Origin of the sequence: Agrobacterium sp. Azo12 (genome assembly GCF_029193765.2) — a bacterium.
Taxonomy (GTDB): domain Bacteria; phylum Pseudomonadota; class Alphaproteobacteria; order Rhizobiales; family Rhizobiaceae; genus Agrobacterium.
In genome coordinates, this window is sequence record NZ_JARFYO020000001.1 from 3,308,050 (window position 1) to 3,331,779 (window position 23,730).

General features: G+C 54.9%; 23 protein-coding genes. 6 read left to right on the plus strand and 17 right to left on the minus strand.

Annotated elements, in window-relative coordinates:
- Positions 1-55: 55 nt before the first annotated feature.
- The 4 genes from PYL13_RS15730 to odc2 all read right to left on the minus strand — a co-directional run bounded on the left by PYL13_RS15730 (position 56) and on the right by odc2 (position 3,665).
- Positions 56-520 carry a glyoxalase superfamily protein gene (locus tag PYL13_RS15730; protein WP_275641936.1) on the minus strand — a complete coding sequence of 155 codons (465 nt, stop codon included), beginning with the start codon at positions 518-520 and terminating at the stop codon, positions 56-58.
- 261 nt (positions 521-781) lie between these two features.
- A complete protein-coding gene (locus tag PYL13_RS15735) occupies positions 782-1,468 on the minus strand; it encodes an OmpW/AlkL family protein (protein ID WP_250982256.1) in 687 nt (228 codons plus the stop codon).
- Positions 1,469-1,767: 299 nt separating this feature from the next.
- Positions 1,768-2,337, minus strand: a complete 570-nt coding sequence (locus PYL13_RS15740; protein WP_192488046.1) for a GNAT family N-acetyltransferase — start codon at positions 2,335-2,337, stop codon at positions 1,768-1,770.
- Between the two features lie 194 nt (positions 2,338-2,531).
- Positions 2,532-3,665 carry an ornithine/lysine decarboxylase gene (gene odc2 / locus PYL13_RS15745; protein WP_192488045.1) on the minus strand — a complete coding sequence of 378 codons (1,134 nt, stop codon included), beginning with the start codon at positions 3,663-3,665 and terminating at the stop codon, positions 2,532-2,534.
- Between the two features lie 539 nt (positions 3,666-4,204).
- Between odc2 and PYL13_RS15750 the strand changes: the two genes are divergently transcribed.
- The 3 genes from PYL13_RS15750 (at position 4,205) to PYL13_RS15760 (ending at position 6,886) form a co-directional block, all read left to right on the plus strand.
- Positions 4,205-5,098 carry a LysR family transcriptional regulator gene (locus PYL13_RS15750; protein WP_275641937.1) on the plus strand — a complete coding sequence of 298 codons (894 nt, stop codon included), beginning with the start codon at positions 4,205-4,207 and terminating at the stop codon, positions 5,096-5,098.
- Between the two features lie 91 nt (positions 5,099-5,189).
- Positions 5,190-5,834, plus strand: a complete 645-nt coding sequence (locus PYL13_RS15755) for a DUF1007 family protein (RefSeq protein WP_250982257.1) — start codon at positions 5,190-5,192, stop codon at positions 5,832-5,834.
- Positions 5,831-6,886, plus strand: coding sequence for a nickel/cobalt transporter (locus PYL13_RS15760; protein WP_275641938.1), 1,056 nt, complete (start codon positions 5,831-5,833; stop codon positions 6,884-6,886). Before PYL13_RS15755 ends, PYL13_RS15760 begins: the two co-directional genes overlap by 4 nt.
- Positions 6,887-6,898: 12 nt before the next feature.
- Here PYL13_RS15760 and PYL13_RS15765 read toward each other — a convergent pair whose 3' ends face one another.
- From PYL13_RS15765 to PYL13_RS15780, 4 genes are all read right to left on the minus strand, one after another.
- A complete protein-coding gene (locus PYL13_RS15765) occupies positions 6,899-7,123 on the minus strand; it encodes an intracellular growth attenuator family protein (RefSeq protein WP_250982259.1) in 225 nt (74 codons plus the stop codon).
- Positions 7,120-7,803, minus strand: a complete 684-nt coding sequence (locus tag PYL13_RS15770) for a GNAT family N-acetyltransferase (protein WP_275641939.1) — start codon at positions 7,801-7,803, stop codon at positions 7,120-7,122. The genes PYL13_RS15765 and PYL13_RS15770 overlap by 4 nt, the downstream gene beginning before the upstream one ends.
- Before the next feature lie 113 nt (positions 7,804-7,916).
- Complete coding sequence (locus PYL13_RS15775; protein WP_192488039.1) at positions 7,917-8,618, minus strand: tellurite resistance TerB family protein; 702 nt, start codon at positions 8,616-8,618, stop codon at positions 7,917-7,919.
- Positions 8,619-8,745: 127 nt separating this feature from the next.
- Positions 8,746-9,384, minus strand: a complete 639-nt coding sequence (locus tag PYL13_RS15780; RefSeq protein WP_275641940.1) for a 2-dehydro-3-deoxy-phosphogluconate aldolase — start codon at positions 9,382-9,384, stop codon at positions 8,746-8,748.
- A gap of 154 nt (positions 9,385-9,538) precedes the next feature.
- Here PYL13_RS15780 and PYL13_RS15785 point away from each other — a divergent pair, with 154 nt between their 5' ends.
- The 3 genes from PYL13_RS15785 to trhO all read left to right on the plus strand — a co-directional run bounded on the left by PYL13_RS15785 (position 9,539) and on the right by trhO (position 11,974).
- Positions 9,539-10,027 carry a CYTH domain-containing protein gene (locus PYL13_RS15785; protein WP_192488037.1) on the plus strand — a complete coding sequence of 163 codons (489 nt, stop codon included), beginning with the start codon at positions 9,539-9,541 and terminating at the stop codon, positions 10,025-10,027.
- Positions 10,011-10,922 (plus strand): CHAD domain-containing protein, encoded by a 912-nt coding sequence (locus PYL13_RS15790; RefSeq protein ID WP_259142560.1) that lies wholly within the window; start codon positions 10,011-10,013, stop codon positions 10,920-10,922. Before PYL13_RS15785 ends, PYL13_RS15790 begins: the two co-directional genes overlap by 17 nt.
- A gap of 107 nt (positions 10,923-11,029) precedes the next feature.
- Entirely contained in the window at positions 11,030-11,974 is a 945-nt protein-coding gene (trhO, locus tag PYL13_RS15795; protein WP_259142551.1) for an oxygen-dependent tRNA uridine(34) hydroxylase TrhO, read from the plus strand.
- 130 nt (positions 11,975-12,104) lie between these two features.
- Here trhO and PYL13_RS15800 read toward each other — a convergent pair whose 3' ends face one another.
- From PYL13_RS15800 to PYL13_RS15840, 9 genes are all read right to left on the minus strand, one after another.
- Complete coding sequence (locus PYL13_RS15800) at positions 12,105-14,315, minus strand: bifunctional diguanylate cyclase/phosphodiesterase (RefSeq protein ID WP_275641941.1); 2,211 nt, start codon at positions 14,313-14,315, stop codon at positions 12,105-12,107.
- A gap of 193 nt (positions 14,316-14,508) precedes the next feature.
- Entirely contained in the window at positions 14,509-15,288 is a 780-nt protein-coding gene (locus tag PYL13_RS15805; protein ID WP_259142546.1) for a MetQ/NlpA family ABC transporter substrate-binding protein, read from the minus strand.
- 33 nt (positions 15,289-15,321) lie between these two features.
- Positions 15,322-15,990, minus strand: coding sequence for a methionine ABC transporter permease (locus PYL13_RS15810; RefSeq protein WP_275641942.1), 669 nt, complete (start codon positions 15,988-15,990; stop codon positions 15,322-15,324).
- The gene (locus PYL13_RS15815) at positions 15,980-17,080 is read right to left on the minus strand and encodes a methionine ABC transporter ATP-binding protein (protein WP_275641943.1); all 1,101 of its coding nucleotides are present in this window, start codon (positions 17,078-17,080) and stop codon (positions 15,980-15,982) included. Before PYL13_RS15815 ends, PYL13_RS15810 begins: the two co-directional genes overlap by 11 nt.
- A 344-nt stretch (positions 17,081-17,424) precedes the next feature.
- Positions 17,425-18,057 (minus strand): NAD(P)H-dependent oxidoreductase, encoded by a 633-nt coding sequence (locus PYL13_RS15820; protein ID WP_275641944.1) that lies wholly within the window; start codon positions 18,055-18,057, stop codon positions 17,425-17,427.
- 127 nt (positions 18,058-18,184) lie between these two features.
- Positions 18,185-19,564 carry a GH1 family beta-glucosidase gene (locus PYL13_RS15825; protein WP_275641945.1) on the minus strand — a complete coding sequence of 460 codons (1,380 nt, stop codon included), beginning with the start codon at positions 19,562-19,564 and terminating at the stop codon, positions 18,185-18,187.
- 230 nt (positions 19,565-19,794) lie between these two features.
- Positions 19,795-21,105: a xylose isomerase gene (gene xylA / locus PYL13_RS15830; protein ID WP_259142532.1), complete on the minus strand. Its 1,311-nt coding sequence runs from the start codon at positions 21,103-21,105 to the stop codon at positions 19,795-19,797.
- A 73-nt stretch (positions 21,106-21,178) separates the two neighbouring features.
- Positions 21,179-22,630 carry a xylulokinase gene (gene xylB / locus PYL13_RS15835; protein ID WP_275641946.1) on the minus strand — a complete coding sequence of 484 codons (1,452 nt, stop codon included), beginning with the start codon at positions 22,628-22,630 and terminating at the stop codon, positions 21,179-21,181.
- A gap of 39 nt (positions 22,631-22,669) precedes the next feature.
- The gene (locus tag PYL13_RS15840) at positions 22,670-23,698 is read right to left on the minus strand and encodes a LacI family DNA-binding transcriptional regulator (protein ID WP_250982272.1); all 1,029 of its coding nucleotides are present in this window, start codon (positions 23,696-23,698) and stop codon (positions 22,670-22,672) included.
- Positions 23,699-23,730: the final 32 nt, after the last annotated feature.

Genomic DNA, 23,730 nt, shown 5'->3' on the forward strand with positions numbered 1-23,730 from the left:
CGTTTACAGGTTAACTAACCACGCCTGCCCCGAGTTTCCTGAGCTTTTAATCTGGCTACCAGACCAGTTCCACCTGCCGCCGGCCATTCGATGTCTTCTCGGTCGTCCGGCCAGTGCCGTCAACGTTGCAATGCACGCGTTGCCTGAAAGCAGAGAAGCTCTCAAACGTCACGACATCGACAGGTTGATCAAAATGCAACGTTAACCTGTACCGCTCCGGACTGCCGCCAAGCGACTGCACGCCCAAAACCTCGGCCTCAAAAGCCTGTCCGAGATAGAAGCCACGCACCTGCGATCCCAACAAATAGGGATTGAATGGCGGACGGTTGCCGACGCGCGCATGTAGGGTATTCCAGTCACGAAATCCCATTTGTGCGGCAATCAGTTCCAGTGATTTTGAATGAGACATCTCCTGCCCCTCGGCCTGCAGCCGTGCGCGAAGACGTTTTGCCTGATCTTTCAAACTCTCAAGCGATGGCAGCGCCTGAGACACATGTGATTGTGATGCCGTATGAGCCACGACAGTTCTCCAACAAAAGCATGCTGTTCAGAAGGGGTCCGCGTTGCCATCGGATTGCATGCATAAATGCGGAAAACCGTGGTTCGACTAAGAGAGACTTCACCATGGCATATGCCTGCGGACGGCCGGTGCTCTCACCCGTGCCGCCCTTATACGAGATAAGGCCCGTCTTCGTCAAACGGGCCTCGCTAAAAGCTGCATCAAATGGAACTGCTGCGGTTATGACTATGCAATAAACCGCTCCGCTTGGGAGCTAGGGCGTTAGAAGCGGTAAGTGATACCGGCACCAATCAGCCAAGGATCAATCTTTGCCTTGCCGCTGACAGGACCAAGCACGTCATGTGTGGCAGTCCATTTGGTGTCGAGGAAGATCTTCTTCACGTCGAAGTTCACACCCCAGTTTTTGTTGATCATGTAGTCGGCACCAACCTGCAGCGCGTAACCAAAATCGTTCTTAACATCGAGATTGGAGAAACCGGGCTTTTCAGACTGGTTGTAGAACAGCGAGTAGTTCACACCGGCACCGACGTAAGGCTTGAAGTTGCCGAAATTGGTGAAGTGGTACTGCAGTGTCAGTGTGGGTGGCAGCAGCCAGGATTTACCAACCGCTACGCCATCTAGACCGCCGGTGCCATCGATCTTGGCATAGGTCGTGCCAAGAATGAGTTCTGCAGCGATATTGTCGGTGAAGAAATAGCTGATGTCGAGTTCCGGAATAACCGTATCGGAATAGGAGAGACCAGCGCCGGGCAGTTGATCAACAGAACCGCTGTCATGTGTGATAACGCCAACGCCACGAACACGGATCATCCACGGGCTCGCGGCCTCAATGGCTTCTTCAACGGTTGGCGCAGGCGCTGGTGGCGCGAGATCTGCAGCCATTGCGTTTGCACCGATCAATGCTACGCCAGCCATCAACATGACCCGCATTGCGTTCTTCGTGTTCATTTCATCTCTCCTTGTACCAATTGAGCACCGAAACCTGCTTTGCTCCATCAGCGGCAGGTTTGGCACGACAACATCGCCTGCGGTTTTGGAATAGGTTTTCCTGTCAGCAGGGTTGTTGGGAGAGACTATGAGACCCGAAATCACCACGGTGGTTTGAGCCAGATCAAACACACAGGTTTAACACTGCGTTTTGAGACGCGGAAAAGCGGGTCGCGACAAAAATGTCACACAAATAATAGTTGCCCGATATGACAATGGCCCCGAACGGGGCCATCGCACGGAATTTCAGGGAATCAAATTCAGTAGGAGAGCTTGCGGCCGCTGGCCACCAGCATGCCGGCGGCGCCATCCAGCCAACCGTCTTTCAACTCCAGCGCCAGAAAACGGTGACGCTCAAATGGACCTGGCATCACCAGATGCTGTGTTTTGGCTGCAAAGAAACCGAAACGTTCGTAATAGGGTGCATCGCCGACCAGCAGAACCGCACCATGGCCACGGTTGGCCGCTTCGGAAATCGCCGCACGCATCAAAGCTGCGCCAATACCCTTGCCTTCATGCAAGGAATCAACCGCAAGCGGGCCCAGCAGAAGCGCAGGTAGCGGACGACCTTCCGGCGTAACACCAGCTTCAACATTCCACAGGCGCACAGTGCCGATGACGTGACCATCATTGTCACGGGCAACAAGTGCCAAACCATCGGCCGGAATGCGGCCCTTGCGCAGCTTCTCGGAAGACTTGCGGCGACGGCCCGGGCCCATGGCACGGTCAAGCAGGTTTTCGCGCGCGACAACATCGCCCGGATTTTCAGCTTCAATATGGAATGTCTGCGGCGTGAAAAACGCCCGGACTGAATTGAGAACAGCGGCCATCACGGCCTCCCGTTACATAACCGCGCACAAGCGGCCCCAAAACAATATTGTGAATAAGCCGTCCCGGCCCCTCGCCCGCTCATCCTCACTGGAGGAGGTGCAGCAAGCAGGGGTTGCGCAAAGCGTGGCGCGAGGCCGGAACGGAAAGATCCGGGTTAATTGGCCGGAGCACTGACAGCCCGGCCAAAGAACACTCAGATCACATAGGCTTTGAGTGGCTCGAAACCGTTGAACGCCACCGCCGAATACGTGGTGGTGTATGCACCGGTGCCTTCGATCAGAACTTCATCGCCAATCGTCAGGGATACGGGCAGCGGATACATGTTCTTTTCGTACAGCACGTCGGCGCTGTCGCAGGTCGGGCCAGCCAGAACGCAAGGCTGCATTTCGTCCTGGTCACGCTCGGTGCGGATCGGGTAACGAATTGCTTCGTCCATGGTTTCAGCCAGACCACCGAACTTGCCGATGTCGAGGTACACCCAACGATGGTTGTCATTGTCGGACTTGCGCGAAACCAGCACGACTTCTGCCTTGATGACACCGGCGTTGCCGACCATGCCACGACCTGGCTCGATGATCGTCTGTGGGATCTGGTTGCCGAAGTGCGTACGAAGCGCAGCATCGATCGCCTGACCGTAAGCTTCTGCCGATGGAATGTCGCGCAGATACTTTGTCGGGAAACCACCGCCCATGTTGACCATCTTCAGGTGGATGCCCTGCTTGGCAAGCGAGGAGAAAACCCGCTTTGCATCGGAAAGAGCAGCGTCCCATGCGTCAAGGTTCAACATCTGCGAACCGACGTGAAAGGACACACCGTGGGACTCGAGGCCAAGCTGGTGTGCGTAAACCAGAACATCGACAGCCATCTGCGGTACGCAGCCGAACTTGCGCGAAAGCGGCCATTCGGCACCTTCACCGTCAGTCAGGACGCGGCAAAACACACGCGAGCCAGGGGCTGCACGGGCAATCTTTTCAACTTCTTCATGGCTGTCCACCGCAAACAGGCCAACGCCCAGTTCGAAAGCGCGGGAAATGTCCCGCTCCTTCTTGATGGTGTTGCCGTAAGAAATACGGTCAGCAGTCGCACCGGCGTCAAGCGCCATCTGGATTTCAGCAACCGAAGCGCAGTCGAAGTTCGAGCCGAGGGAGGCGAGCAGCGACAGGATTTCAGGGGCCGGGTTAGCCTTCACGGCATAATAGATCGAGCTGTTCGGCAGGGCGTGCTCGAAAGCGTGATAGTTATCGCGCACGACCTCGAGGTCAACCACGAGGCATGGGCCTTCAGGACGGCGGGTCTTGATGAAGTCAAGGATGCGTGCAGTCGTCATCGTTATAATCCCTGTATAATCCGGCTCCGGAAATTCCGGAGGACAAAGAACGCTCGAGATATGCTTACGGATCAGCCGGTGGAGGCGCAGATCAGTTGCATACGCTCAAGGCGCAAATATGGACAAAACCCTGCCACGGGAATTATCCGGCTTTGTCTGCCATAGATTGGAGGGATTGGACCCAACCGCACTTCCGGCAATGATGGTGTGCCTCTTTAGTACCCCGGCTGATGGAAAGCCGGCAGAGAACCAGAAAGGCCCGCACCGTCGTTGCTTCAGATGTCCTCGCATTTTCCGGTTGGCCGGAATAGCGACTGGAGGGGTTAGTTCCAGGTACCTTACCGAACTCCTCACCACATCGAGGGACGGCGGACACCCATGGGCACGTGCGACTTTGGGCAAAACGGGAAATAAGAATATTCGCCGTCATAATCAAGAGGATTTTTTCATCGAATTGAGGTTTTTTTCACCATGTATTTTTCCATTGAACAGCGGCGCCTGAACGTTCAATTATATGGAACAAACAGGAGAGAACAGCCATGGATACCCTCACCCGCATCCGCGCATTTATTGACGTTGTCGAAGCGGAAGGTTTCTCAGCTGCAGCCCGCAAAACCGGGCGCTCCAAAGCATTGCTTTCGAAATATGTACGCGAGCTGGAAGACGATCTCGGCGCCCTGTTGCTGAACCGGACGACACGGCAGTTTTCGCTGACCGAAGCGGGCCATACCTATTACCGCACCGCCTCTGATATTCTGAAGGAAATCGACAACCTCGCCGACCTGGTGCGTGAGAACAATGCGGACCTGAAAGGCAAGTTGCGCATCTCGGTACCACGCACCTTCATCGACGCCGAAATCGGCCAGAGCCTGATCGACTTCGCCAAGGAAAATCCGGAGCTTCAGCTGGAGATTTTGGCAGAGGACCGTTTCGTTGACCTGATCGAGGAAGGTTTTGACCTTGCGGTACGCATTACCAAGCTGGAAGATTCCGGCCTCATTGCCCGCAAGCTCTCCGATTTTCGCGTCTACGCCGTCGCCACGGCGGACTTTGTCGCCCAGCACGGTCCACTGAATGAGCCGCAAGACATGTCCCGCGTGCCGTTCATTGTCGATACCAACTCACGCTTCCACAACAACATCCGTTATTTCGAACCGAATGGCGCCAATGCCTCGGTGGCAGTCAGCGGCCCGATTGAGGTCAACTCGCCACAGGCCACGCTTCGTGCGGCACGAGCGGGACTGGGTGTCGCCATGGTACCGGACTTTATTGCCAAGCCCTATATCCAGTCCGGTGAACTGGTAACCCTGTTCGATGACTACATCGCCAGAGACCGAGGCATCTATGCGGTTTACCCTCATCGCCGTTATCTGCCCGCCAAAGTGCGCAGCTTTGTCGACTTCCTGTCGAACTGGTTTCGCAAGAACGGATAGGTCGCCGATAAATTGATCGTGAGCTGAGTCGAAATTCGGTCCCATTTTCCGCTAAAACTGGCTGACAGATTCGCGAAGGGCACATGGGTTGATGAAAAAGACAAGAACTGCAATTGCGGCTGGGCTGTTGCTCGCCCCTGCCCCAGCCTTTGCCCATCCGCATATCTTTGCAGAAGCACGTCTTGAGGTCATTGCCGGTTCAGACGGCAACATCAGCGAACTGCGCAACATCTGGCGTTTTGACGAAATGTTTTCTGCCAGTGTGATGCTGGATTTCGACAAGAATAGCGATCTGAAGCTCGATAAGGATGAGTTGGCCGAAGTGGGCAAGGTGGTACATGAATCGCTTGCCGACTTCGACTATTATACCTTCGTGACCGAAGACGGGAAAAAGACCGACCTTGCCAAACCGGACGCTATCCATGTCGATTACGACAACGGCCAGATCCTGATGTTCTTTTCACTCAAGCCCGCCAAGCCGATGCCAATGAAAGGCAAGATGAGTTTCGGTGTGTGGGATCCGACCATGTATACCGCGATCGATTTCGCAAATGATACGGATCTGGCCACCAAGGGAGACGGTTTTAACGCCTGTAAACGTGCCGTCATCCGCCCGGACGCCGATGAGGTTCTAGCGCAGAACCAGTCTACCTTGACCGACGCGTTTTTTAACGACCCAACCGGAACAGACATGTCGAAACTGTTTTCGACAAGGCTGGAGGTAACCTGCCCATGACAAGCAGATTGAACCGTATGGTGCCGCTTCTTTTGATCAGTGGCGTCTTTCTGGCAACGGCTGCCCATGCGCAATCTCCGCTTGGCATTGGCTCTGCGGAGCCATCCTTTTCCGTATCAGGTCCATTCGGTTCATTTTTCGCCTGGATCAACATGCACCAGCAAAGCTTCTATCGCGCACTGACCGGTGCGTTGAAGGCGATGCGCGAAGATCCTTGGGCCCTGACCTCGCTGATCGGCCTTTCTTTCGCCTATGGTGTGTTCCATGCCGCCGGTCCCGGCCACGGCAAGGCAGTAATCTCCTCCTATATGATTGCCAATGAGACGGAGCTGCGGCGCGGTGTGCTCATCTCGTTCATTTCGGCGGTGCTGCAGGGCATCGTCGCCATTCTGCTGGTTGGTGCGGCCTATCTGGTACTGCGCGGCACGTCGATCACCATGACCAAGGCCACCCAAGCCATGGAGATTGCCAGCTTTGCGATGATCGCCCTGTTTGGCGCATGGCTGCTGGTGCGCAAATTGCGCAGCATTATGGTGCGAGAACCGGCCGCTGCCCCTGTTGTCGTTGAAAATGCTGGCGCAAGCGGCCTTGGTACCAAGGGCATGGGAACCGGCCTCAAATTTAAGGGACAACAAGTTTTCTCTGATCATCAGCACAGTGGCGCCGGCAATGTTTGCTCGACATGCGGCCACGCCCACACACCGGACCCATCCATGTTGCGGTCTCGTGATTTCAGTCTGCATGAGGCATGGTCTGCCATCATTGCAGTGGGCTTGCGCCCCTGTTCAGGCGCGATCATCGTCATGAGCTTTTCGCTATTGAACAGCCTCTATCTCGGCGGTGTCCTGTCTGTATTGGCAATGTCGATCGGCACGGCGATCACCGTATCCATCCTGGCCACATTGGCCGTCATGGCCAAGGACGTGGCTGTTCGTTACGCAGGTTCCGGCACCACCAAAGCCATGCGCGTCGCCACCGTCATTGAAATTGCCGGTGCGCTGTTTGTGTTGTTGATGGGCCTCGCCTTGCTCGGCGCTTCCTTGCAGTCCTGATGCGCCACGCAGTCAGGTGTCAGACTGGTCCTTGCGACGCTGGTACCGCCCGCGCAGCCAGAACAGAAGAAAGAATGACAGCACTGCCACCGCGCCAAATGCCGCAGCCAGCCACGGCGAATAATCTGCCAGCCACAGCATGATGTTTGGCATCACAAAAAACAGCAGGGCAACGCCAACAAAAATCACGGCAGCAGCAAAAACAGGCGAACGCCCTTTTGGATCAGCACTGGTCATGCGACCATCCCCGCACGAATATCTTCCAGTTTCCGTTTCTGTGAGCCGTCAGCATCGAAATTGTCAGGATCGAGCCATGCCTCAAAGGCATCACGGATTACAGGCCATTCGCTGTCGATGATCGAAAACCATGCGGTATCGCGGTTCGCACCCTTTGACACCATGTGCTGACGGAACACACCTTCGAAAGTAAAGCCGTAACGTCTCGCCGTGACCTTGCTCGGCTCGTTTTCATTATGGCATTTCCACTCGTAGCGGCGATAACCAAGATCCTCGAACACATGTTTGGCCATCAGATAATGAACTTCGGTGGAAAGCGGTGAGCGCTTCATCGCAGCACCATGCGCCACGGAACCGACCTCAATCACGCCATTAGCAGGATCTGGCCGCATATAGCTTGCCATACCAACAACGGTACCGCCGGCATTTTCGGTAAATACCAAAGTGACCCAGCCGAGTTTCTGCTGCGCGCCTTCGATCCAGTCACCAAACGCATCAGCATTTGGGAAGGCTTGCTGCGGGAAATATTTCAAAAGGGCGTTGGTTTCCAGACCGCCAAGGGCATCCCAGAGTTTCTGCAGATGTGATGCGCGGTCAAATGGCTGCGCGGTGACATACCGCCCGTTAAGCGTCACCGGTTTTGGAGCCGGACATCCTTTGAAATCAGCAAGATCGCGCATTCTTTTCCTCACCATTTTGTTGAGAAAAGATGTAGGCCAGTCATTGCTCAAAAACAACAGCATATCGGGCAGTAGGGTTGCCACGCTAACGTGCAACCCCACCGGAATATTTATCAGGCCTTAGCGGCTGAAACCGTGGCTTCGATGTGATCAACCAGCGCATCCGGCAAACCAAGACGGCCAGCAAGCAGGTCAAGATAACCACGTTCTGCGCGTGTATCTGGATCGATCGTCAGGCGGGATGCCGTATAAAGCTCAACCTTCTGCTCTTCGGTCTTGGCAGCGGCCACAAGCGCATCGAGATCGAGCGGTTCAGCCAACTCTTTTTCAATGAAGCGTTCAGCTTCCGTATCGAGACCGGAAATCTGTACCTTTTCCATGATACGCACGCGTTCACCGGCATCAATGTGACCGTCAGCCTTGGCAGCAGCAATCATCGCCTGCACCAGCGTCAAGGCAAAGTCATTGGACAGTGTTGCCGCCTGCGGGTGGAAGGGCGAATCTGCCGGTGGTGGCAGAAGTTCGGTTGTCGGCTCAGGCTGCGGTGCGTTCTGCGGCGCCTGCCCGGATTTGTAGTTCTGATATGCGAGATAACCAAGACCGGCAATGGCAGCGATACCGCCCACGGTTGCCGCGTTGCCCGCCAGCTTACGGCCGGTCTTTGTACCAAGAATAGCTGCGGCAAGTGCGCCGGTTTTCAGCGGGTTGTTCTTGGCGATATCGGCAGCCTGACCTGCTCTGTCTCGAACAGTCCCGGAAAGTCCCGGCACCTGGGAACCAAGGAATTGTTCAAGAAGCTTCTTGGCGTCGAACATCAAAATCTCCTGTTTCGATCAAACTCGTCACTGGAGATAGGAACGGCAATAGCCAAATACAAATCACAAAAAAAGCAGCGTGACGGATATCACGCTGCTTCGCGAAAATTCTGGTCTTGCGGTCTGATTAGACGGCGAGAGCCGCTGCTTCTGCTGCCAGCTTGGTAATGCCTGCCCAGTCACCCGTTGCCACCAGCTCACGCGGCGCAACCCATGAACCGCCAACGCAGACGACATTTGGCAATGACAGATAGTCATTGGCGTTCTTCAGCGAAATGCTGCCGGTTGGGCAGAAGAAGGTGCCCGCCAACGGCGAAGACAGTGCCTTGAGGTAAGGTGCGCCACCAGCCTGCTCGGCCGGGAAGAACTTCAAAACCTTGTAACCTTCATCGCGCAACGCCATGACTTCGCTGGCGGTTGCAGCACCTGGCAGCAACGGAACCTTGGAATTTTTGGCAGCATCCAGAACGCTTCTGTTAACGCCTGGGCTGACGATAAAGGTCGAACCAGCTTCAACAGCCGCGTCGAAATCCCGAGCATTGAGAATGGTGCCGGCGCCGACATGCGCGCCTTCAACTTCTGCGGCAACTGCGCGCACGGCTTCAAGCGCCGCAGGTGTGCGCATGGTGATTTCGATGGCCTTCAAACCACCGGCAACCAGTGCACGGGCCAGCGGGACGGCAGAGGCAACGCTGTCAACAATCAGAACAGGCACAACCGGCTGAAGTTTCAGGATGGAAAGAAGTTTTTCAGAGTCCTGCGCCATTACGGTGCCTCCCAGATATGAAACGATTGAATTACAGGTGATGAATTATCGCGTCGTGATTGTCCTGTCGAGACTAAAGCAAATATTTCAGGCAAATTGCTTTTTCCAAACGAAACCATGAGATAGTGTGCCACAAAATTGGACATGGGCTTGCATGGCAAAAGAAATAGAACGCAAATTTCTCGTTTCGGGCGATGGATGGAAAACCGACGTGTCCTCCAGCATGACCTTCCGTCAAGGATATGTCGTTTCCACAGAAAACCGCTCAGTCCGCGTACGCATCGTCAACGATGAAGACGCCACACTGACGATCAAGATTGGCGCCAGCAGTCTTGTACGCGACGAATATGAATATTCGATAGCGCTTGGCGATGCGCAAGAGATGATCGGCACCGCCATTGGCAATGTCATCCAGAAAACCCGCCACCTTGTCGAGCACAACAACTTCACCTGGGAAGTTGATGTCTTCGAAGGTGTGTATGGCGGTCTGGTCGTTGCCGAAGTGGAACTGACATCGGTCGACGACAATCCTGACCTGCCAACATGGCTGGGCCGTGAAGTCACCGGCGACAAACGGTACTCGAACCAATATCTGGCCACGGAAAACCTGCTCGGGGAACTGCCGGATGTCGTATCGTCTTGATCCTGCAAAACCATTTGCGGAAGAGGTGCGCAAACTAGGAAATGCGCTTCTGGCAGACGCCATTGCCATTTTGTCTGATACGACTGGCGATCGCCACGAAGCCATTCATGAGGCACGCAAGAAGTTCAAGCGTCTGCGTGGCCTCTACCGGCTGATCAGGCCGCTGGCGCCTGGTTTTTTCAAAACCGAAAATGCCCGCTTGCGTGACGTAGCCCGCTCGCTTTCCGGTGCACGCGATGCCGCCGCTCTGGTTGAAAACATCAATTACCTTCACCAGCACGCTCGTTCCGCCGCAGAAGCCGAAGCACTTGATATGGCACGCACCGCACTGACGCAAAGACGTGATCGCATTTACAGCGAAGAAGGTGATCTCTCAGGTGTCATCAACGCTGCCATAGCCGAGTGCGAAAAAGCGCTGATCGCCGTGCAGGGCCTGTCTCTGCCTGATAGCAGGCGTAGCGTCGCCAAAGGCATTGCCAGGGCGTGGCTGACAAATGGCAAAAAGGCCGCCCTTGCGCAGCAAGAATGCCGCAAGGGAGAGAAAGCGGAAGCTTTCCACGACTTGCGTAAATGTTGCCAGACCTACCGCATGTATCTCGCCTTGCTGCGAAAAATCTGGCCCTCCGCAATGCTGGCAAAGGAAAAGAACGCCTCAGCTCTCGCTGAACTGCTGGGTCACCAGAATGACCTTTCGGTGCTAGCCGCCTGTGCAGATCGCGAACCCGATATTTTCGGCAATGGCGATACACTGGCCCGGTTGCTGGACGCCATCATCAACCAGCAGCAGAAGCTGGAACAGACATCTCTCGAGCTGTCCGAGCTCGTTTTCCGCGATCGCCCAGACGCCGAAAGCAAGACCATCAAATCACTCTGGAAACGGGCATGCGCTGCATGAGAATGCCTGTACGCCAAGGGATTTGACAAAATTCAAAATCACCTGAACACTGTAAAAATCGTAGAATCCGCATTGCGTAGCGTGCCGTCTGGCTGTATTTCAGCGCCATGACCGACACAACAATTCTTCCGCGCCCGGAAGCCACTGGCGAATTTCTCGTGGCTGCCCTTTATCATTTCGCAAGCTTTCCGCAGTTTGAAAGCTTCCGCGAAACGCTGTTCCGCATCTGCCAGGAAAATGGCATCAAGGGCACGCTGCTGCTGGCCCATGAAGGTATCAACGGCACGATTGCCGGGACGGACGAAGGCATTGCCAAAATTCTAGCTTTCATCCGCTCGCAACCGGAATTTTCCGCGCTGGAACACAAGGAAAGCCGCGCTTCCAAAATGCCGTTCGTGCGCATGAAGGTGAAGCTGAAAAAAGAAATCGTCACCATGGGTGTGCCGGATATCGATCCAAAGAAGATTGTTGGCACCTATGTCGACCCGAAGGACTGGAACGCGCTGATCTCGGATCCTGAGACGATCCTGATCGATACGCGTAATGATTATGAAACGGCAATCGGCATCTTCAAAGATGCTGTCGATCCGAACACCAAGACATTTCGCGAGTTTCCAGACTGGGTGAAAAACAATCCCGGCCTGCACAACAAGCCGAAAATCGCCATGTATTGCACAGGCGGTATTCGCTGTGAGAAGGCCACTGCCTTCATGAAAGAGCAGGGTTTTGAAGAGGTTTACCACCTGAAGGGCGGCATTCTCAAATATCTGGAAGAAATTCCGCAGGAAGAAAGCCTCTGGGAAGGCGCATGTTTCGTGTTCGATGAGCGCGTTTCGGTGACCCACGGACTGGCCGAAGGCAACCACCAGCTTTGCCACGCCTGCCGCAATCCAATTACCCCAGACGTTCGCCTGTCTCCTATGTTTGAGGAAGGCGTATCTTGCCCGGGTTGTTATGAGGAACGCACGGAAGAAGACCGTCAGCGTTTTCGTGACCGTCAGCAGCAGATCATGTTGGCCAAGAAACGCGGTCAAAAACACATCGGCAGTTAAGCCGATCCAGTCTACGCCAACACGGTTTATATCAAAATGCTGGGGCATACTGATTTGAACGTCAGTGTGCCCTTGTCTTTTGGAATTTGATCGTCCCGGAAACAGGCAGGCTGAATACACGCAAAGCCGCTCAGCCAAATGCCCTTTGCTCGTCACGGGGCAAGGTTGCCTTCTGGCGTTCCAACAGCAAAGTTACCTCTTCTGGCGAAACCGGCTTTGAGAACAGATATCCCTGCAATTCGTCGCAACCGCATAATTGCAGAATGGATGCCTGCTCGACGCTTTCCACGCCTTCAGCCGTGACAGGAATTTCCAGCGAGCGCGCCAACGCTACGGTCGCTTCCAGCATGTCAAGCGAACGGCCACCATTCTCCAGAGCCGCCACCAGAGAGCGATCAATCTTCATTCTATTAAAACCGAAACGGCGCAGATATCCGACACTGGCAAAACCTGCGCCAAAATCATCCAGCGCAATCTGAACACCAAGAGCCTTCAGCTTCTCGATGACAAAGCTGGCACGTTCAGGATGCTGGATGAAATAACCTTCTGTCATCTCCAAGCGTAGCCGCTCCGGCTCCATCTGGGTTTGACGCAACACATCATGCACAGATGTTGAGAAGGACGGATTTCTGAACTGAACCGGAGAGATATTCACCGACAGTTTGATCTCTGGCCAGCGTCGGGCGGTCATGCAGGCTTTGCGCAACACGATTAGACCCAACTGGTCGATAAGACCGCTGGTTTCCGCGACCGGGATAAACACCTCTGGAGACACAGGACCGTGCCCATCACGGTTCCAGCGCACCAGGGCCTCGACCCCCGTGATGCGGCGGCTTTTTGCACTGACGACAGGTTGGAAAACGACCGTCAATTCATCTTTTTCAATCGCACGACGCAAATCCGCTTCCAGCATGTTGCGGTCTTCGCGTTCGGTATCCAACTGCGCATGATAGGAGACCCAGCGACCGCGGCCATTTTCTTTGGCTTCATACATCGCCATATCGGCGCGTCTCAGCAATTCCTCGCCGTCAACCTCCCCGCGCTCGGAGGTCGCAACGCCAATGCTACAGCCGATCGTTGCCACGCGCTCACCAATCACGAATGGTTCGGAAAACAGCAACAGACAGGCCTCACAGAGATCAAGGCACTGCTGCTTAGAATAGGGCCCGTTGATGGCAACAGCAAATTCATCGCCGCCCAGACGCGCAAGAACCGCGTCCTGCGGCACCAGCATCTTCAGGCCGGCAGCAACGCCCTTGATCAGACGGTCACCCGTTCCGTGTCCGTAGGAATCGTTGACTTCCTTGAAACCATCCAGATCGAGATAGAGAAGGTTGACCTCATCGGACCCTAGGCGGGCCTTGGCAACCATCTGCTCAAGCCGCTGGAAAAGTCCGGCGCGGTTATAAAGGCCGCTGAGACGATCCCGCAGCGCCTCTTCCTTGGCGTGCGCCTCATCAGTCTTGATACGTCCAATAATTTTTGAGCCGACAAAAAACAGCGTCAGGAAAAACAGGCCGGCAATTACCACAGCCAGAAGAACGGTCGGACGCACCTCCCGGAAGCTGACATCACCAGGGGCACGCGAACGCCAGGTCAATTTGCCAAGCACCTCACCTTGCGGGCTGAAGATGTTCACAAAATAGCGAGCGTCAAAGTTGGCTTTACGTAATTGCAGACCATCGACAACATAGGTTTTCGACAGGCGCTTGATCTTGGCGGTGTCCAGATGACGGGCGAACACCAGATAACGACGTGTCTCACCAGCGGGAACGTCAAGTGCCATCTTGGGGCGGATGAGTGCTGCGCCGATAACGGTAATGCCGCGGTCCGATTGGACAAAGCCGGTCGCCTCTGGGTTCTGGCCGAAAGGTATCTGCCGCACAGTCTTGAGCAGCTCTGTCAGACCGGTCGGGAACAGTTCCTGCGGAGAACGCAGAACCGGCTGCCCAAACTGATAAAACATCTGAACACGGTTATTTTCGTCAATCACCAGCGCCGTATCAAACAGCTCGCTGTTGACAGTCATATCGCCGTAGTTGCTGACAACCCAGTCGTGGCCATTGGCAGCATAAACAAACTGGGCAGCATCATCCCAGGCAGCATAGTCGTTTAGCGTTGCACCCAACTGCGCCTGAAACGTCTCCAACGCACCGGTAATGGTTTCGCGTGAACGTTCCTCATCCAGCTTGTTGGTGTTCTGGGCAACGTCGTTCAGAGCGGACAAAACGAGCATCGTGACGACTGTTACAATAACGGCCAAAGCAGCAAGGAGAGCAGTGACGATGCGACGCCACTCTCTTTGCGATGTATTCACGACGTTTCGCGGTTTGGTCCGCATGCAATTCCCTTCGAGAAAACAACACTTTCCGGGGAAATTATTCAAAAGATATTAAATCTGTGACCGGCCACCCCCCTAAAAAAACACAGGTACGAAACTGTAGTCGGTGACGTGGCGTTGATAAGGCAGCAAAAAGCCTCCCACGCTTTCACGAGGGAGGCTCATCGTCTTCAGGAATTCTGCGGTAAAAGGCTTACCAGGAAGGGATAACCGTGCCCTTGAATTCGTCGGTGATGTAAGCCTTCACTTCCGGGCTCTGGTAGGATTCAACCAGAGTTTTTACCCATGGCTGGTCCTTGTCGGCAGTGCGCACAACGATGATGTTGGCGTAAGGCGACTTTTCGCTTTCAATGGCGATAGCATCGGTCTTCGGATTAAGGCCACCCTGCGAAGCGTAGTTGGTGTTGATGACTGAAGCATCGGTATCATCAAGCGCGCGTGGCAACTGGGCAGCATCCAATTCTGCAAACTGCAGGTTCTTAGGGTTTTCGATAACGTCAGCAGGCGTTACTTTGAGACCAGCTTCTTCCTTGACCTTGATCAGGCCCTTGGAGGCCAGAACCAGCAGAGCGCGGCCGCCATTGGTCGGGTCGTTCGGAATGCCAATTGTCGCGCCGTCCTTCAGTTCGTCCAGGCTCTTTACCTTCTTGGAGTAAACGCCCATTGGAGTGGTGATGGTTGTGCCAACGCTGACGAGGTCGAACTTGCGGTCGGCAACCTGGTTGTCGAGATATGGCTGGTGCTGGAAGGAGTTGGCGTTCAGTTCGCCATCGTTCAGCGCCTGGTTCGGAACAACATAATCAGAGAATTCGAGAATTTCGAGGTCGAGATCCTTCTTGGCAGCCACTTCCTTTACCACTTCCATGATCTTGGCATGTTCGCCCGGCGTTACACCGATCTTGATGGTTTCAGCCAGCGCGCTGCCGGTGGAAAACAGGGCAGCGAGGGAAGCTGCGATAATCAGTTTTTTCATGTCAGTCTCCTTGGGGTAGATTGTTATTGCTTGTTAGTTTTTACGATTACGCTTGTCGAAATGGCGGGCAAGCCTGTCGCCCGCACTTTGAACCAGCTGCACCAGAACGATCAGCACTGCGACAACGGCAAGCATCACTTCCGGCATAAAACGTTGATATCCATAGCGAATGCCAAGGTCACCAAGACCACCGCCACCGACAGCACCGACCATGGCCGAGTAACCGATCAGGCTGACCAGGGTTAGGGTAAGCGCCAGCGTAATGCCGGGCTTGGCTTCGGCCAGCAAAACCTTGGTAACGATCTGCACCGGTGTGGCACCCATGGCGCGCGCCGCTTCCACCAGACCCTTGTCGACTTCGCGGATCGCCGCTTCCACCAAACGGGCAACAAATGGAATGGTCGCAACCGTGAGCGGAACGATGGCTGCCGAAGTACCAATGGAGGTACCGGCAACAAGGCGGGTAAATGGAATGATGGCCACCACCAGAATGATGAACGGCGTAGAGCGGGCGGCATTGACGATCAAACCAACGATACGGTTGGTGATCGGCGCTTCAAAAAGCTCGCCTTTGCCGCTGGTCGCCAGGAAAATGCCGATCGGCAGGCCCACAAGCGACCCGACCAGACCGGAGATCGCCACCATGTGCAATGTCTGTAAAAGTCCCTTCCACAGAAGGACAAAGAGTATATCAGGCGACATAGCCGAGCACCTCCGTGGCAAGTCCGGTTTCCGCATAAAGGCGGTCAGCGCGGGAAATTGTTTCAGGTGTTGCTGGGTAGGAAACCACCAGTGAACCAAATGGTTCGCCTGCAATTTCCTCGATCGTGCCGGCCAGAATATTCACATCCGCACCGATTTCGCTGACCAGTCTTGCCGTCAGCGGCTGGAAGGCTGTCGCACCAAAGAAGATCAATCGCACCAGAACGCGGTCACCGCTGTCCGGTTGCGGTTTCAGCACACCGCTAATCCATTCAGGCAGCTTCGCACCGATCGAAGATGACAACAGGCTGCGGGTGGTTTCATGCTTGGCAGCCGTGAACACATCAAAGGTGCGACCACTTTCGACGATCAGACCCTTGTCGATAACGGCAACCTGCGACGCGATTGTTTTCACCACTTCCATTTCATGGGTGATGAGAAGCACCGTAAGGTTCAGTTCCGAATTGATCTTCTGGAGAAGTTCAAGAATGGACTGGGTGGTTTCAGGATCGAGCGCCGAAGTCGCTTCATCTGATAGCAACAGCTTGGGCTCGGTTGCCAGAGCGCGGGCAATGCCGACACGCTGCTTTTGACCGCCGGACAGTTCCGCCGGATAGCGGTTGGCTTTGTCGCCAAGTCCGACAAGTTCAAGCAAAGGCTGAACTTTCTTTTTGATATCCTGGCGGCTGACACCGGCAATCTCCAGCGGCAGCGCCACGTTGTCGTACGCGGTGCGCGAAGCCAGCAGGTTGAAATGCTGGAAGATCATGCCGATCGAGCGGCGCAACTGGCGCAGCCCCTGTTCATCCAGCCTGCTAACATCAACGCCATCGACCAGAACGCGACCGGATGTCAGCGTCTCCAGGCCGTTGACGAGCCGGATCAGTGTGGATTTACCAGCGCCTGAGCGCCCGATGATGCCGGTAATGGAGCCGCGCGGAACAGAAAGGTCCACACCGCCGAGTGCGGTAAACGCCGCTTCGCCGTTTTGGCCGCCAAAACGTTTGGTGACATTTTCAAACACAACCATGGCATCAGCATGTGCTGGTGGTTGCTGAGCGGTGCTGCCCGCTGTCAATTGGAAACTCATGGATAACTCTACGGATAATGTCTGTTGTGCGTATCTCTTTAAATCAATTCCGGCTGAAATAAAGGATTCTGCGTTTTTTGGTGTCTGTCCTGCCATTTTTACAGCATCAACGATGCTCGCAAGATAAGTCACCCGTGCATTCAGTGCGTGTCGTTACGCAATCACGAAGCACATTCGATTACAGCACATAGTCCGTGTCATTTTATTCTGCTTTCACACCAAAGTCGTTATCGACTTTCTTAGGTGCCCCAAACATGCCTGTATGCGACACCTTTTGACAGGGAAAATTTTTCAACTGAAAGGCAGTTTCAGGAAAATTTTCCGCAGTTTTGGCCGTAAAGTGATTACTTTACCGAAGAAATGAACTGATCGTTCGGGCGACGGACCTTTTTGAGGTTCACCAGCCAATCACCATCTTCCTTGCGGTAGCCAAGTGGCAGAATGGTAACCGAGCGCAGGCCCTTCTCACGCAGGCCCAAAATCTCATCCAGCTTGTCCGGATCGAAACCTTCCATTGGTGTCGAGTCCACGCCTTCAAACGCAGCCTGAGCAAGCGCCATGCCGAACCCGATATAGGCCTGACGTGCAGCGTGTTCGAAGTTCACCTGAGCATCGCGTGGGGGATACATGTTCAGGAGCATCTGGCGATAGTTCTCCCAACCTTCGTTCTTGATGCCGCGCTCTTTATTGACGAGATCGAACATGCCGTTGATGCGCTCAGCGGTGTAGTTGTCCCACGCGGCAAAAACCAGGAGGTGCGAACCATCGGTAATCTGGGCCTGGTTCCAGGCGATTTCCTGGATCTTCGCACGCACTTCAGGATTGGTAACGACGATAATTTCAAACGGCTGCAAACCGCTGGATGTCGGGGCAAGACGGGCAGCCTCCAAAATACGGGCAACCTTATCTTCCGTTACCGGCTTGGAAGGGTCCATCTTTTTGGTGGCATAACGCCAGTTCAGTTTTTCAATAAGCAAAGCAGTCTCCTTGGGAGGATCACTGACGCAGCCATGAGGCAAGCGTGCAGGTTTCATTTTGAAACCCGCTACACATAGGGCGCCAGTCCACAACTGCAAGCAGGCACCTCAAGGTAATCACCGAAAACTACAAGGCTGCCTTTTTGTGATTGCCCTTCGGAAATTCGGCCGCCAGCGACGAGTACCATTTGCCGCTTTTTTTGATGGTCCGGACCTGCGTGTCATAATCGACATGCACAAGGCCGAAGCGCATGCGATAACCCTGCGCCCATTCAAAATTGTCCATCAGGCTCCAGGCAAAATAACCGCGCATCGGGTAACCATCCTTGATCAGATCGGCAACCACCGACAGGTGGTCAGCGTAATAATCAAGGCGCGGCTGGTCATCGACCTCACCATTTTCAACACCCATATTGTAGCAGGCACCGTTCTCGGTGATGTAACAATCGGGCAATTCATAACGGCGATAAAGCTCCTCTACCAACGAATGCAGGGCCGGAGAATAGACCTCCCAACCGATATCGGTCGTCACATCGTTGACGAAAGGTGCTTCAACCGTGGCTGGGAATTCAGCTGATGGATCGGGATCAGCGGCAACCCGCATTGGTGTGTAATAATTCAATCCCCACCAATCGAGTTTCTGGTTGATGATGGTGAGATCGCCCTCTTCGACAACCGGCATGCGGTCACCCAGCGCCTCAACGAAATCCGAGGGATATTCACCCTTGAATACAGGGCCAAAAAACACACCATTATGGAACTGGAATGCCCGCTCGGCTGCCGCCTTGTCCGCCGCACTGTCGGAAGCAGCAATGACCGAATGTGCGTTCAGTACCAAACCGACCGGCACGTTGGGCGCAACATCCCGGCAGGTCTGTACGCCAAGACCGTGGGCAAGATTGGTGTAATGCATCGCCGCCAGTGCGGCGTCCATGTTGCGCTCACCCGGCGCGTGAATGCCGTAGAGATGGCTAAGCCATACCGAGCACCATGGCTCGTTAAAGGTGGCAACAGCGTCCAGCCGGTCGCCCAGTCGTTCCATCACCGTGCGGGCGTAGCGCTGGAAGGCATAGGCGGTGGAACGCGCCGTCCAGCCGCCATCACCCATCAGGGTCAACGGCAGATCCCAGTGGTAAAGTGTGGCATAGGTTTTGATGCCCCTCGCCTTGCAGCCGTCAACCAGACGGTCATAAAAATCCAGCCCTCTTTCATTGACCGGACCGGTGCCATCAGGAATGATACGTGGCCATGCAATAGAGAAACGGTACGCCTCGACACCCATATTTTTTATGAGATCGAGATCGGCATCCAGACGGTTGTAATGATCGCAGGCAACGTCACCATTGTGGCGACCATAAACGTGGCCCGGCATGTTGCAAAAAGCATCCCAAATCGAAGGTTTGCGACCATCTGCCTTGGATGCTCCTTCAATCTGGAAGGATGCCGTCGCGACACCAAACAGAAAATCACCGGGAAAGCGTGTTGCAAGCACCTTGGGATCGATCATTCCGTCTCCTCCTGAATAATTTGGCCCGTTAAGTATCGGGTTTTGGTCCTGCCCTGGACAGGTGTTTGCAAGGTATAAAGGCAAATCATCGCCTACTGCAACGTTTCAGTTAAATCATACAAAACTTTTACGACAGGGATTTGGTGCAAATGCAGCGAGTTAGCAACAAAAAAGGCGGGGATTGATCCCCGCCTTTCATCAGCTTTTTTACATAAAGCTTTTCGGCCGTTTTAAACGTAACGATTTACGACGTTTTCGAGATATTCTTGGCGACCCGACTTCGGCTGAGGATTGATATTGTCACGCTCGACCAGAGCAGCAATCTCATCCAGCTTCAACTCGCCACGCAGCATCTTTTGCGCCGAAGGAGAATCCCACTTTGAATAACGGTCCGAAAGCGGCTTCGACAGCGCGCCATCTTCAATCATCTTGGCAGCAGCCTTCAGGCCACGGGCGCAGCAATCAATGCCGCCGATATGACCGATCAGCAGATCAGCCGGATCAAGCGACTGGCGACGCAGCTTGGAATCGAAGTTGGTGCCACCGTTCTGGAAGCCACCACCGGCAAGAACATGGTAATAAGCCAGCGCCATTTCCGGCACGTTGTTCGGGAACTGGTCGGTATCCCAACCGGACTGGTAATCATTGCGGTTCATGTCGATCGAACCGAAAATGCCGAAGGCATTTGCCATGGCCAGTTCGTGTTCGAAGGAATGGCCCGCAAGGATCGCGTGGCCCTGCTCGATGTTGACCTTGACTTCTTTTTCCAGGCCATGACGCTGCAGGAAGGCATAAACCGTTGCCACATCATAATCATACTGATGTTTGGTTGGCTCCTGCGGCTTCGGCTCGATCAGGATCGTGCCTTCAAAGCCAATCTTGTACTTGTATTCGACGACAAGGTTGAGGAACCGGCCCATCTGGTCGAGTTCGCGCGACAGGTCGGTATTCAGCAGGGTTTCATATCCCTCGCGTCCGCCCCACAGAACATAGTTGGCACCGCCCAGTCGCTTGGTAGCATCGAGGCAGGTTTTGACCGTCGCAGCCGAGAATGCAAACACATCCGGATCCGGATTGGTCGAAGCGCCCGACATGTAACGGCGGTGCGAGAACAGGTTAGCAGTACCCCACAAAAGCTTGACGCCGGTTTCCGCCTGCTTCTTCTCAAAGTGGTCAACGATCTCGTTGAGGTTACGGGTGTTCTCCGCAAAGCTGTTGCCTTCCGGGCGAACGTCCGCATCGTGGAAGCAATAAAACGGTGTACCCAGCAGCGAGAAAAACTCAAAGGCAACATCAGCCTTCAGTTTTGCCGCATCCATTGTGTCGGAAAACCATGGGCGCTCAAATGTCTGGCCACCGAACGGATCCCCACCTGGCCATGTGAATGTGTGCCAGTAGGCCACCGCAAAACGCAGGTGATCTTCCATGCGTTTGCCAGCCACGATCTCGTCCGCATTGTAATGACGAAACGCCAGCGGATTTGTGCTGTCCGGTCCTTCATATTTGATTTTGGTGATATCACCGAAAAAGCCTGTCGACATGGGTATTCCTCCTGAAATCTAACCTCTGTCAATGAAAGTAGACCCCCGGCTTGCGCCGGAAGAAAACGGGATGTTAGTGCGCGAGTTGGCGAATGGCCGGGTAGAGCTCGCGGTAACGCTGATAGGCAGCATCGTAGGCACCGCTAAGTGCCGAGACAGGCTCGATGGTTCTAGCGGTCTGCGGCGCCGTGCACACGGCAACCGGGTCGGTGCCCGTGGCCGCAATAAGACCAAGACGTGCGGCACCGAAGGCAGCACCAAAATCACCATCGGCGGGAATATCAACCGGCACATCAAGGGCCGTTGCAATCGACGCCAGCCAGTATTCCGAGCGTGAACCGCCGCCAATGGCCGTGACGCGCGAGATGCTTGTACCGGCCGATTTCAACGCTTCCAGATTGTCACGGATGGCAAAGCTGACACCTTCAAGTACCGCCTGCGTCAAGACCGAACGGTCACTTTCATGACCAAGACCGATAAAGGCACCACGAATGACCGCGTCATTGTGTGGTGTGCGCTCGCCAGACAGATAAGGTGCAAATGTCACGCCGCTTGGTGCCTTAAGGCTGTTGCCCAGCTCTGTGGTCAGTTCGGCTGCAGATTTGCCTGCAATGCCGGAATACCAGTTAAGGGCATCGGTTGCCGACAGGATCACGCCCATCTGGTGCCAGGTGTTTGGCAAGGCGTGGCAAAACGCATGTACGGCACTTTCCGGCTTGGGCAGATAGCTGCCGTTGGCCGCAAACAAGACGCCTGAAGTACCAAGCGAAACGAAAGCAGCGCCTTCCGATACCGTACCCATGCCGCAAGCCGATGCAGCATTGTCACCGGCGCCACCGGCAACCACGACATCGCTCATGCCCCAAGCAGATGCAAGCTCGCCGCGCAGTTTACCAGCCTGCTCAGTGCCTTCCACCAGCGAAGGCATAAGGCTTTCGCTAAGGCCAGTCACATCCAGCAATTCTGCCGACCACTTGCGAGCACCGGTATCAAGCCATGACGTGCCGGCAGAATCCGACATTTCGGAGATATATTCACCGGTCAGCCAGAGGCGCAGATAATCCTTCGGCAGCAAAACCTTGGCGACCTTGGCAAAAATCTCCGGTTCATGTTTGGCAACCCATGCCAGCTTTGGCGCGGTAAAGCCTGGGAACACGATATTGCCGGTCAGCTTGCGGAACCTTGGGTCAGCATCCAACTTGGCAGCCTCGGCATAAGAGCGCGTGTCATTCCATAGAATGCAGGGACGAAGCACCGCACCGGCCGCATCAACAAGGGTTGCACCATGCATTTGCCCGGACAGGCCAATGCCTTTCACGGCAGCAAGTTCCTTGGCATGGGAAGCCTTCAATCCGGCAATTGCCGTTTCACTTGCCTTGATCCAGTCTGCAGGGTTCTGCTCCGACCAACCGGAATGAGGCCGGGACACCTCAAGTGCGCCATTGGCAGAACCGATAATACGCTGGTTGCCATCAATCAGCAGCGCCTTGACGCCAGACGTCCCCAAATCGAGACCAAGATACATGTTATTCCTCCATGAAAATACGGTGAGACGGATTTGCAATCACGGCAAATTATCTCGCATGAATATGTCGAGGCGAATGCGTTCTTGTGCCGCAATCACTCCTACCTTGTCAGCCTTGGCCTTGAGCACACGAATGCTGCTACGCACCTCATGTCCGGCATCCTGATTGAGAACGGCGTCGATAAGCCCGGCCTTGAGCGCCGCAGTGGTGTGGGTGCTCAGCTCGTGGGCAATGACCGCCGGTCTGCCACGCGATTGCGGCAGGTTTTCCAGCGCCCGGATAAGACCTCTGTTACCGGCACCGAGGCTGTAAACACCGCCAATATCTGCATGTTGGGCAAGTGTATCGCGCACCAGCTTTTCAACCGTCGCAACATCATCACGCCCTTCGAGAACCGGCAGAATTTCCAGCTGCGGAAACTCTGATCCCATCACCGACATGAAACCGTCGACGCGCTCGCGGTGATCGCGCACCATAAGTGAACCGGCCAGCACAGCGATCTTGTTGGCCGACGGATTGGCAAAACGCCCAAGCAGGCTGGCCGCCGTCTTGCCGGCAGCAATATTGTCGACACCGGCATAGTGGTCGCGTTTTGAACCGGAGAGGTCCGAAACGATTGTCACTGTCGCTATGCCGTCATCCGACAGTGCCGCAACCGCCTGACGCACCGCGTCACCCTCAACGGCAACAAACGCAACGCCGGCCGGCATGTCAGCCCGCGCGGTTTCCAGCGCAGCAACAAGTGCGGCTGCATCAAATGGGGGAATTTCAAGCAGCGTAATTTCGGCGCGTTCCGAGGGGCCACGTGAAATCGCTGCACGCACCTCATCCCGCAATGCCTGCATGAAGGAGTTGTCATTGTTTGGCAAAATGAAAACCAGTGGATAAACGCGGCTGCGCGCCAGATTGGCAGCGGCGACATCACGCACGTAACCCAGCTCGGCGATGGCTGCTTCCACACGCGCCTTGGTCACTTCCCGTACACCGGAACGGAGGTTGACCACACGGTCAACCGTGGCAAGGCTCACACCCGCCTTCGCAGCAATGTCGTGAACTGTTGGCTTCATTTCCGTCCTCCGACAGCCCTTCTATTCCCAAA

What these genes read in the sequence shown, in the direction of transcription:
- PYL13_RS15770 (WP_275641939.1), bottom strand. Translation starts at nt 7,803, where the DNA reads ATGCGCGATCTTGCTGATTTCAAAGGATGTCCGGCTCCAAAACCGGTG.
- PYL13_RS15735 (WP_250982256.1), bottom strand. Translation starts at nt 1,468, where the DNA reads ATGAACACGAAGAACGCAATGCGGGTCATGTTGATGGCTGGCGTAGCA.
- PYL13_RS15840 (WP_250982272.1), bottom strand. Translation starts at nt 23,698, where the DNA reads ATGAAGCCAACAGTTCACGACATTGCTGCGAAGGCGGGTGTGAGCCTT.
- PYL13_RS15775 (WP_192488039.1), bottom strand. Translation starts at nt 8,618, where the DNA reads ATGTTCGACGCCAAGAAGCTTCTTGAACAATTCCTTGGTTCCCAGGTG.
- PYL13_RS15815 (WP_275641943.1), bottom strand. Translation starts at nt 17,080, where the DNA reads ATGAGTTTCCAATTGACAGCGGGCAGCACCGCTCAGCAACCACCAGCA.
- PYL13_RS15755 (WP_250982257.1), top strand. Translation starts at nt 5,190, where the DNA reads ATGAAAAAGACAAGAACTGCAATTGCGGCTGGGCTGTTGCTCGCCCCT.
- PYL13_RS15800 (WP_275641941.1), bottom strand. Translation starts at nt 14,315, where the DNA reads ATGCGGACCAAACCGCGAAACGTCGTGAATACATCGCAAAGAGAGTGG.
- PYL13_RS15740 (WP_192488046.1), bottom strand. Translation starts at nt 2,337, where the DNA reads ATGGCCGCTGTTCTCAATTCAGTCCGGGCGTTTTTCACGCCGCAGACA.
- PYL13_RS15805 (WP_259142546.1), bottom strand. Translation starts at nt 15,288, where the DNA reads ATGAAAAAACTGATTATCGCAGCTTCCCTCGCTGCCCTGTTTTCCACC.
- xylA (WP_259142532.1), bottom strand. Translation starts at nt 21,105, where the DNA reads ATGTCGACAGGCTTTTTCGGTGATATCACCAAAATCAAATATGAAGGA.
- PYL13_RS15760 (WP_275641938.1), top strand. Translation starts at nt 5,831, where the DNA reads ATGACAAGCAGATTGAACCGTATGGTGCCGCTTCTTTTGATCAGTGGC.
- PYL13_RS15780 (WP_275641940.1), bottom strand. Translation starts at nt 9,384, where the DNA reads ATGGCGCAGGACTCTGAAAAACTTCTTTCCATCCTGAAACTTCAGCCG.
- PYL13_RS15825 (WP_275641945.1), bottom strand. Translation starts at nt 19,564, where the DNA reads ATGATCGATCCCAAGGTGCTTGCAACACGCTTTCCCGGTGATTTTCTG.
- PYL13_RS15785 (WP_192488037.1), top strand. Translation starts at nt 9,539, where the DNA reads ATGGCAAAAGAAATAGAACGCAAATTTCTCGTTTCGGGCGATGGATGG.
- PYL13_RS15790 (WP_259142560.1), top strand. Translation starts at nt 10,011, where the DNA reads ATGTCGTATCGTCTTGATCCTGCAAAACCATTTGCGGAAGAGGTGCGC.
- PYL13_RS15750 (WP_275641937.1), top strand. Translation starts at nt 4,205, where the DNA reads ATGGATACCCTCACCCGCATCCGCGCATTTATTGACGTTGTCGAAGCG.
- PYL13_RS15765 (WP_250982259.1), bottom strand. Translation starts at nt 7,123, where the DNA reads ATGACCAGTGCTGATCCAAAAGGGCGTTCGCCTGTTTTTGCTGCTGCC.
- trhO (WP_259142551.1), top strand. Translation starts at nt 11,030, where the DNA reads ATGACCGACACAACAATTCTTCCGCGCCCGGAAGCCACTGGCGAATTT.
- odc2 (WP_192488045.1), bottom strand. Translation starts at nt 3,665, where the DNA reads ATGACGACTGCACGCATCCTTGACTTCATCAAGACCCGCCGTCCTGAA.
- xylB (WP_275641946.1), bottom strand. Translation starts at nt 22,630, where the DNA reads ATGTATCTTGGTCTCGATTTGGGGACGTCTGGCGTCAAGGCGCTGCTG.
- PYL13_RS15810 (WP_275641942.1), bottom strand. Translation starts at nt 15,990, where the DNA reads ATGTCGCCTGATATACTCTTTGTCCTTCTGTGGAAGGGACTTTTACAG.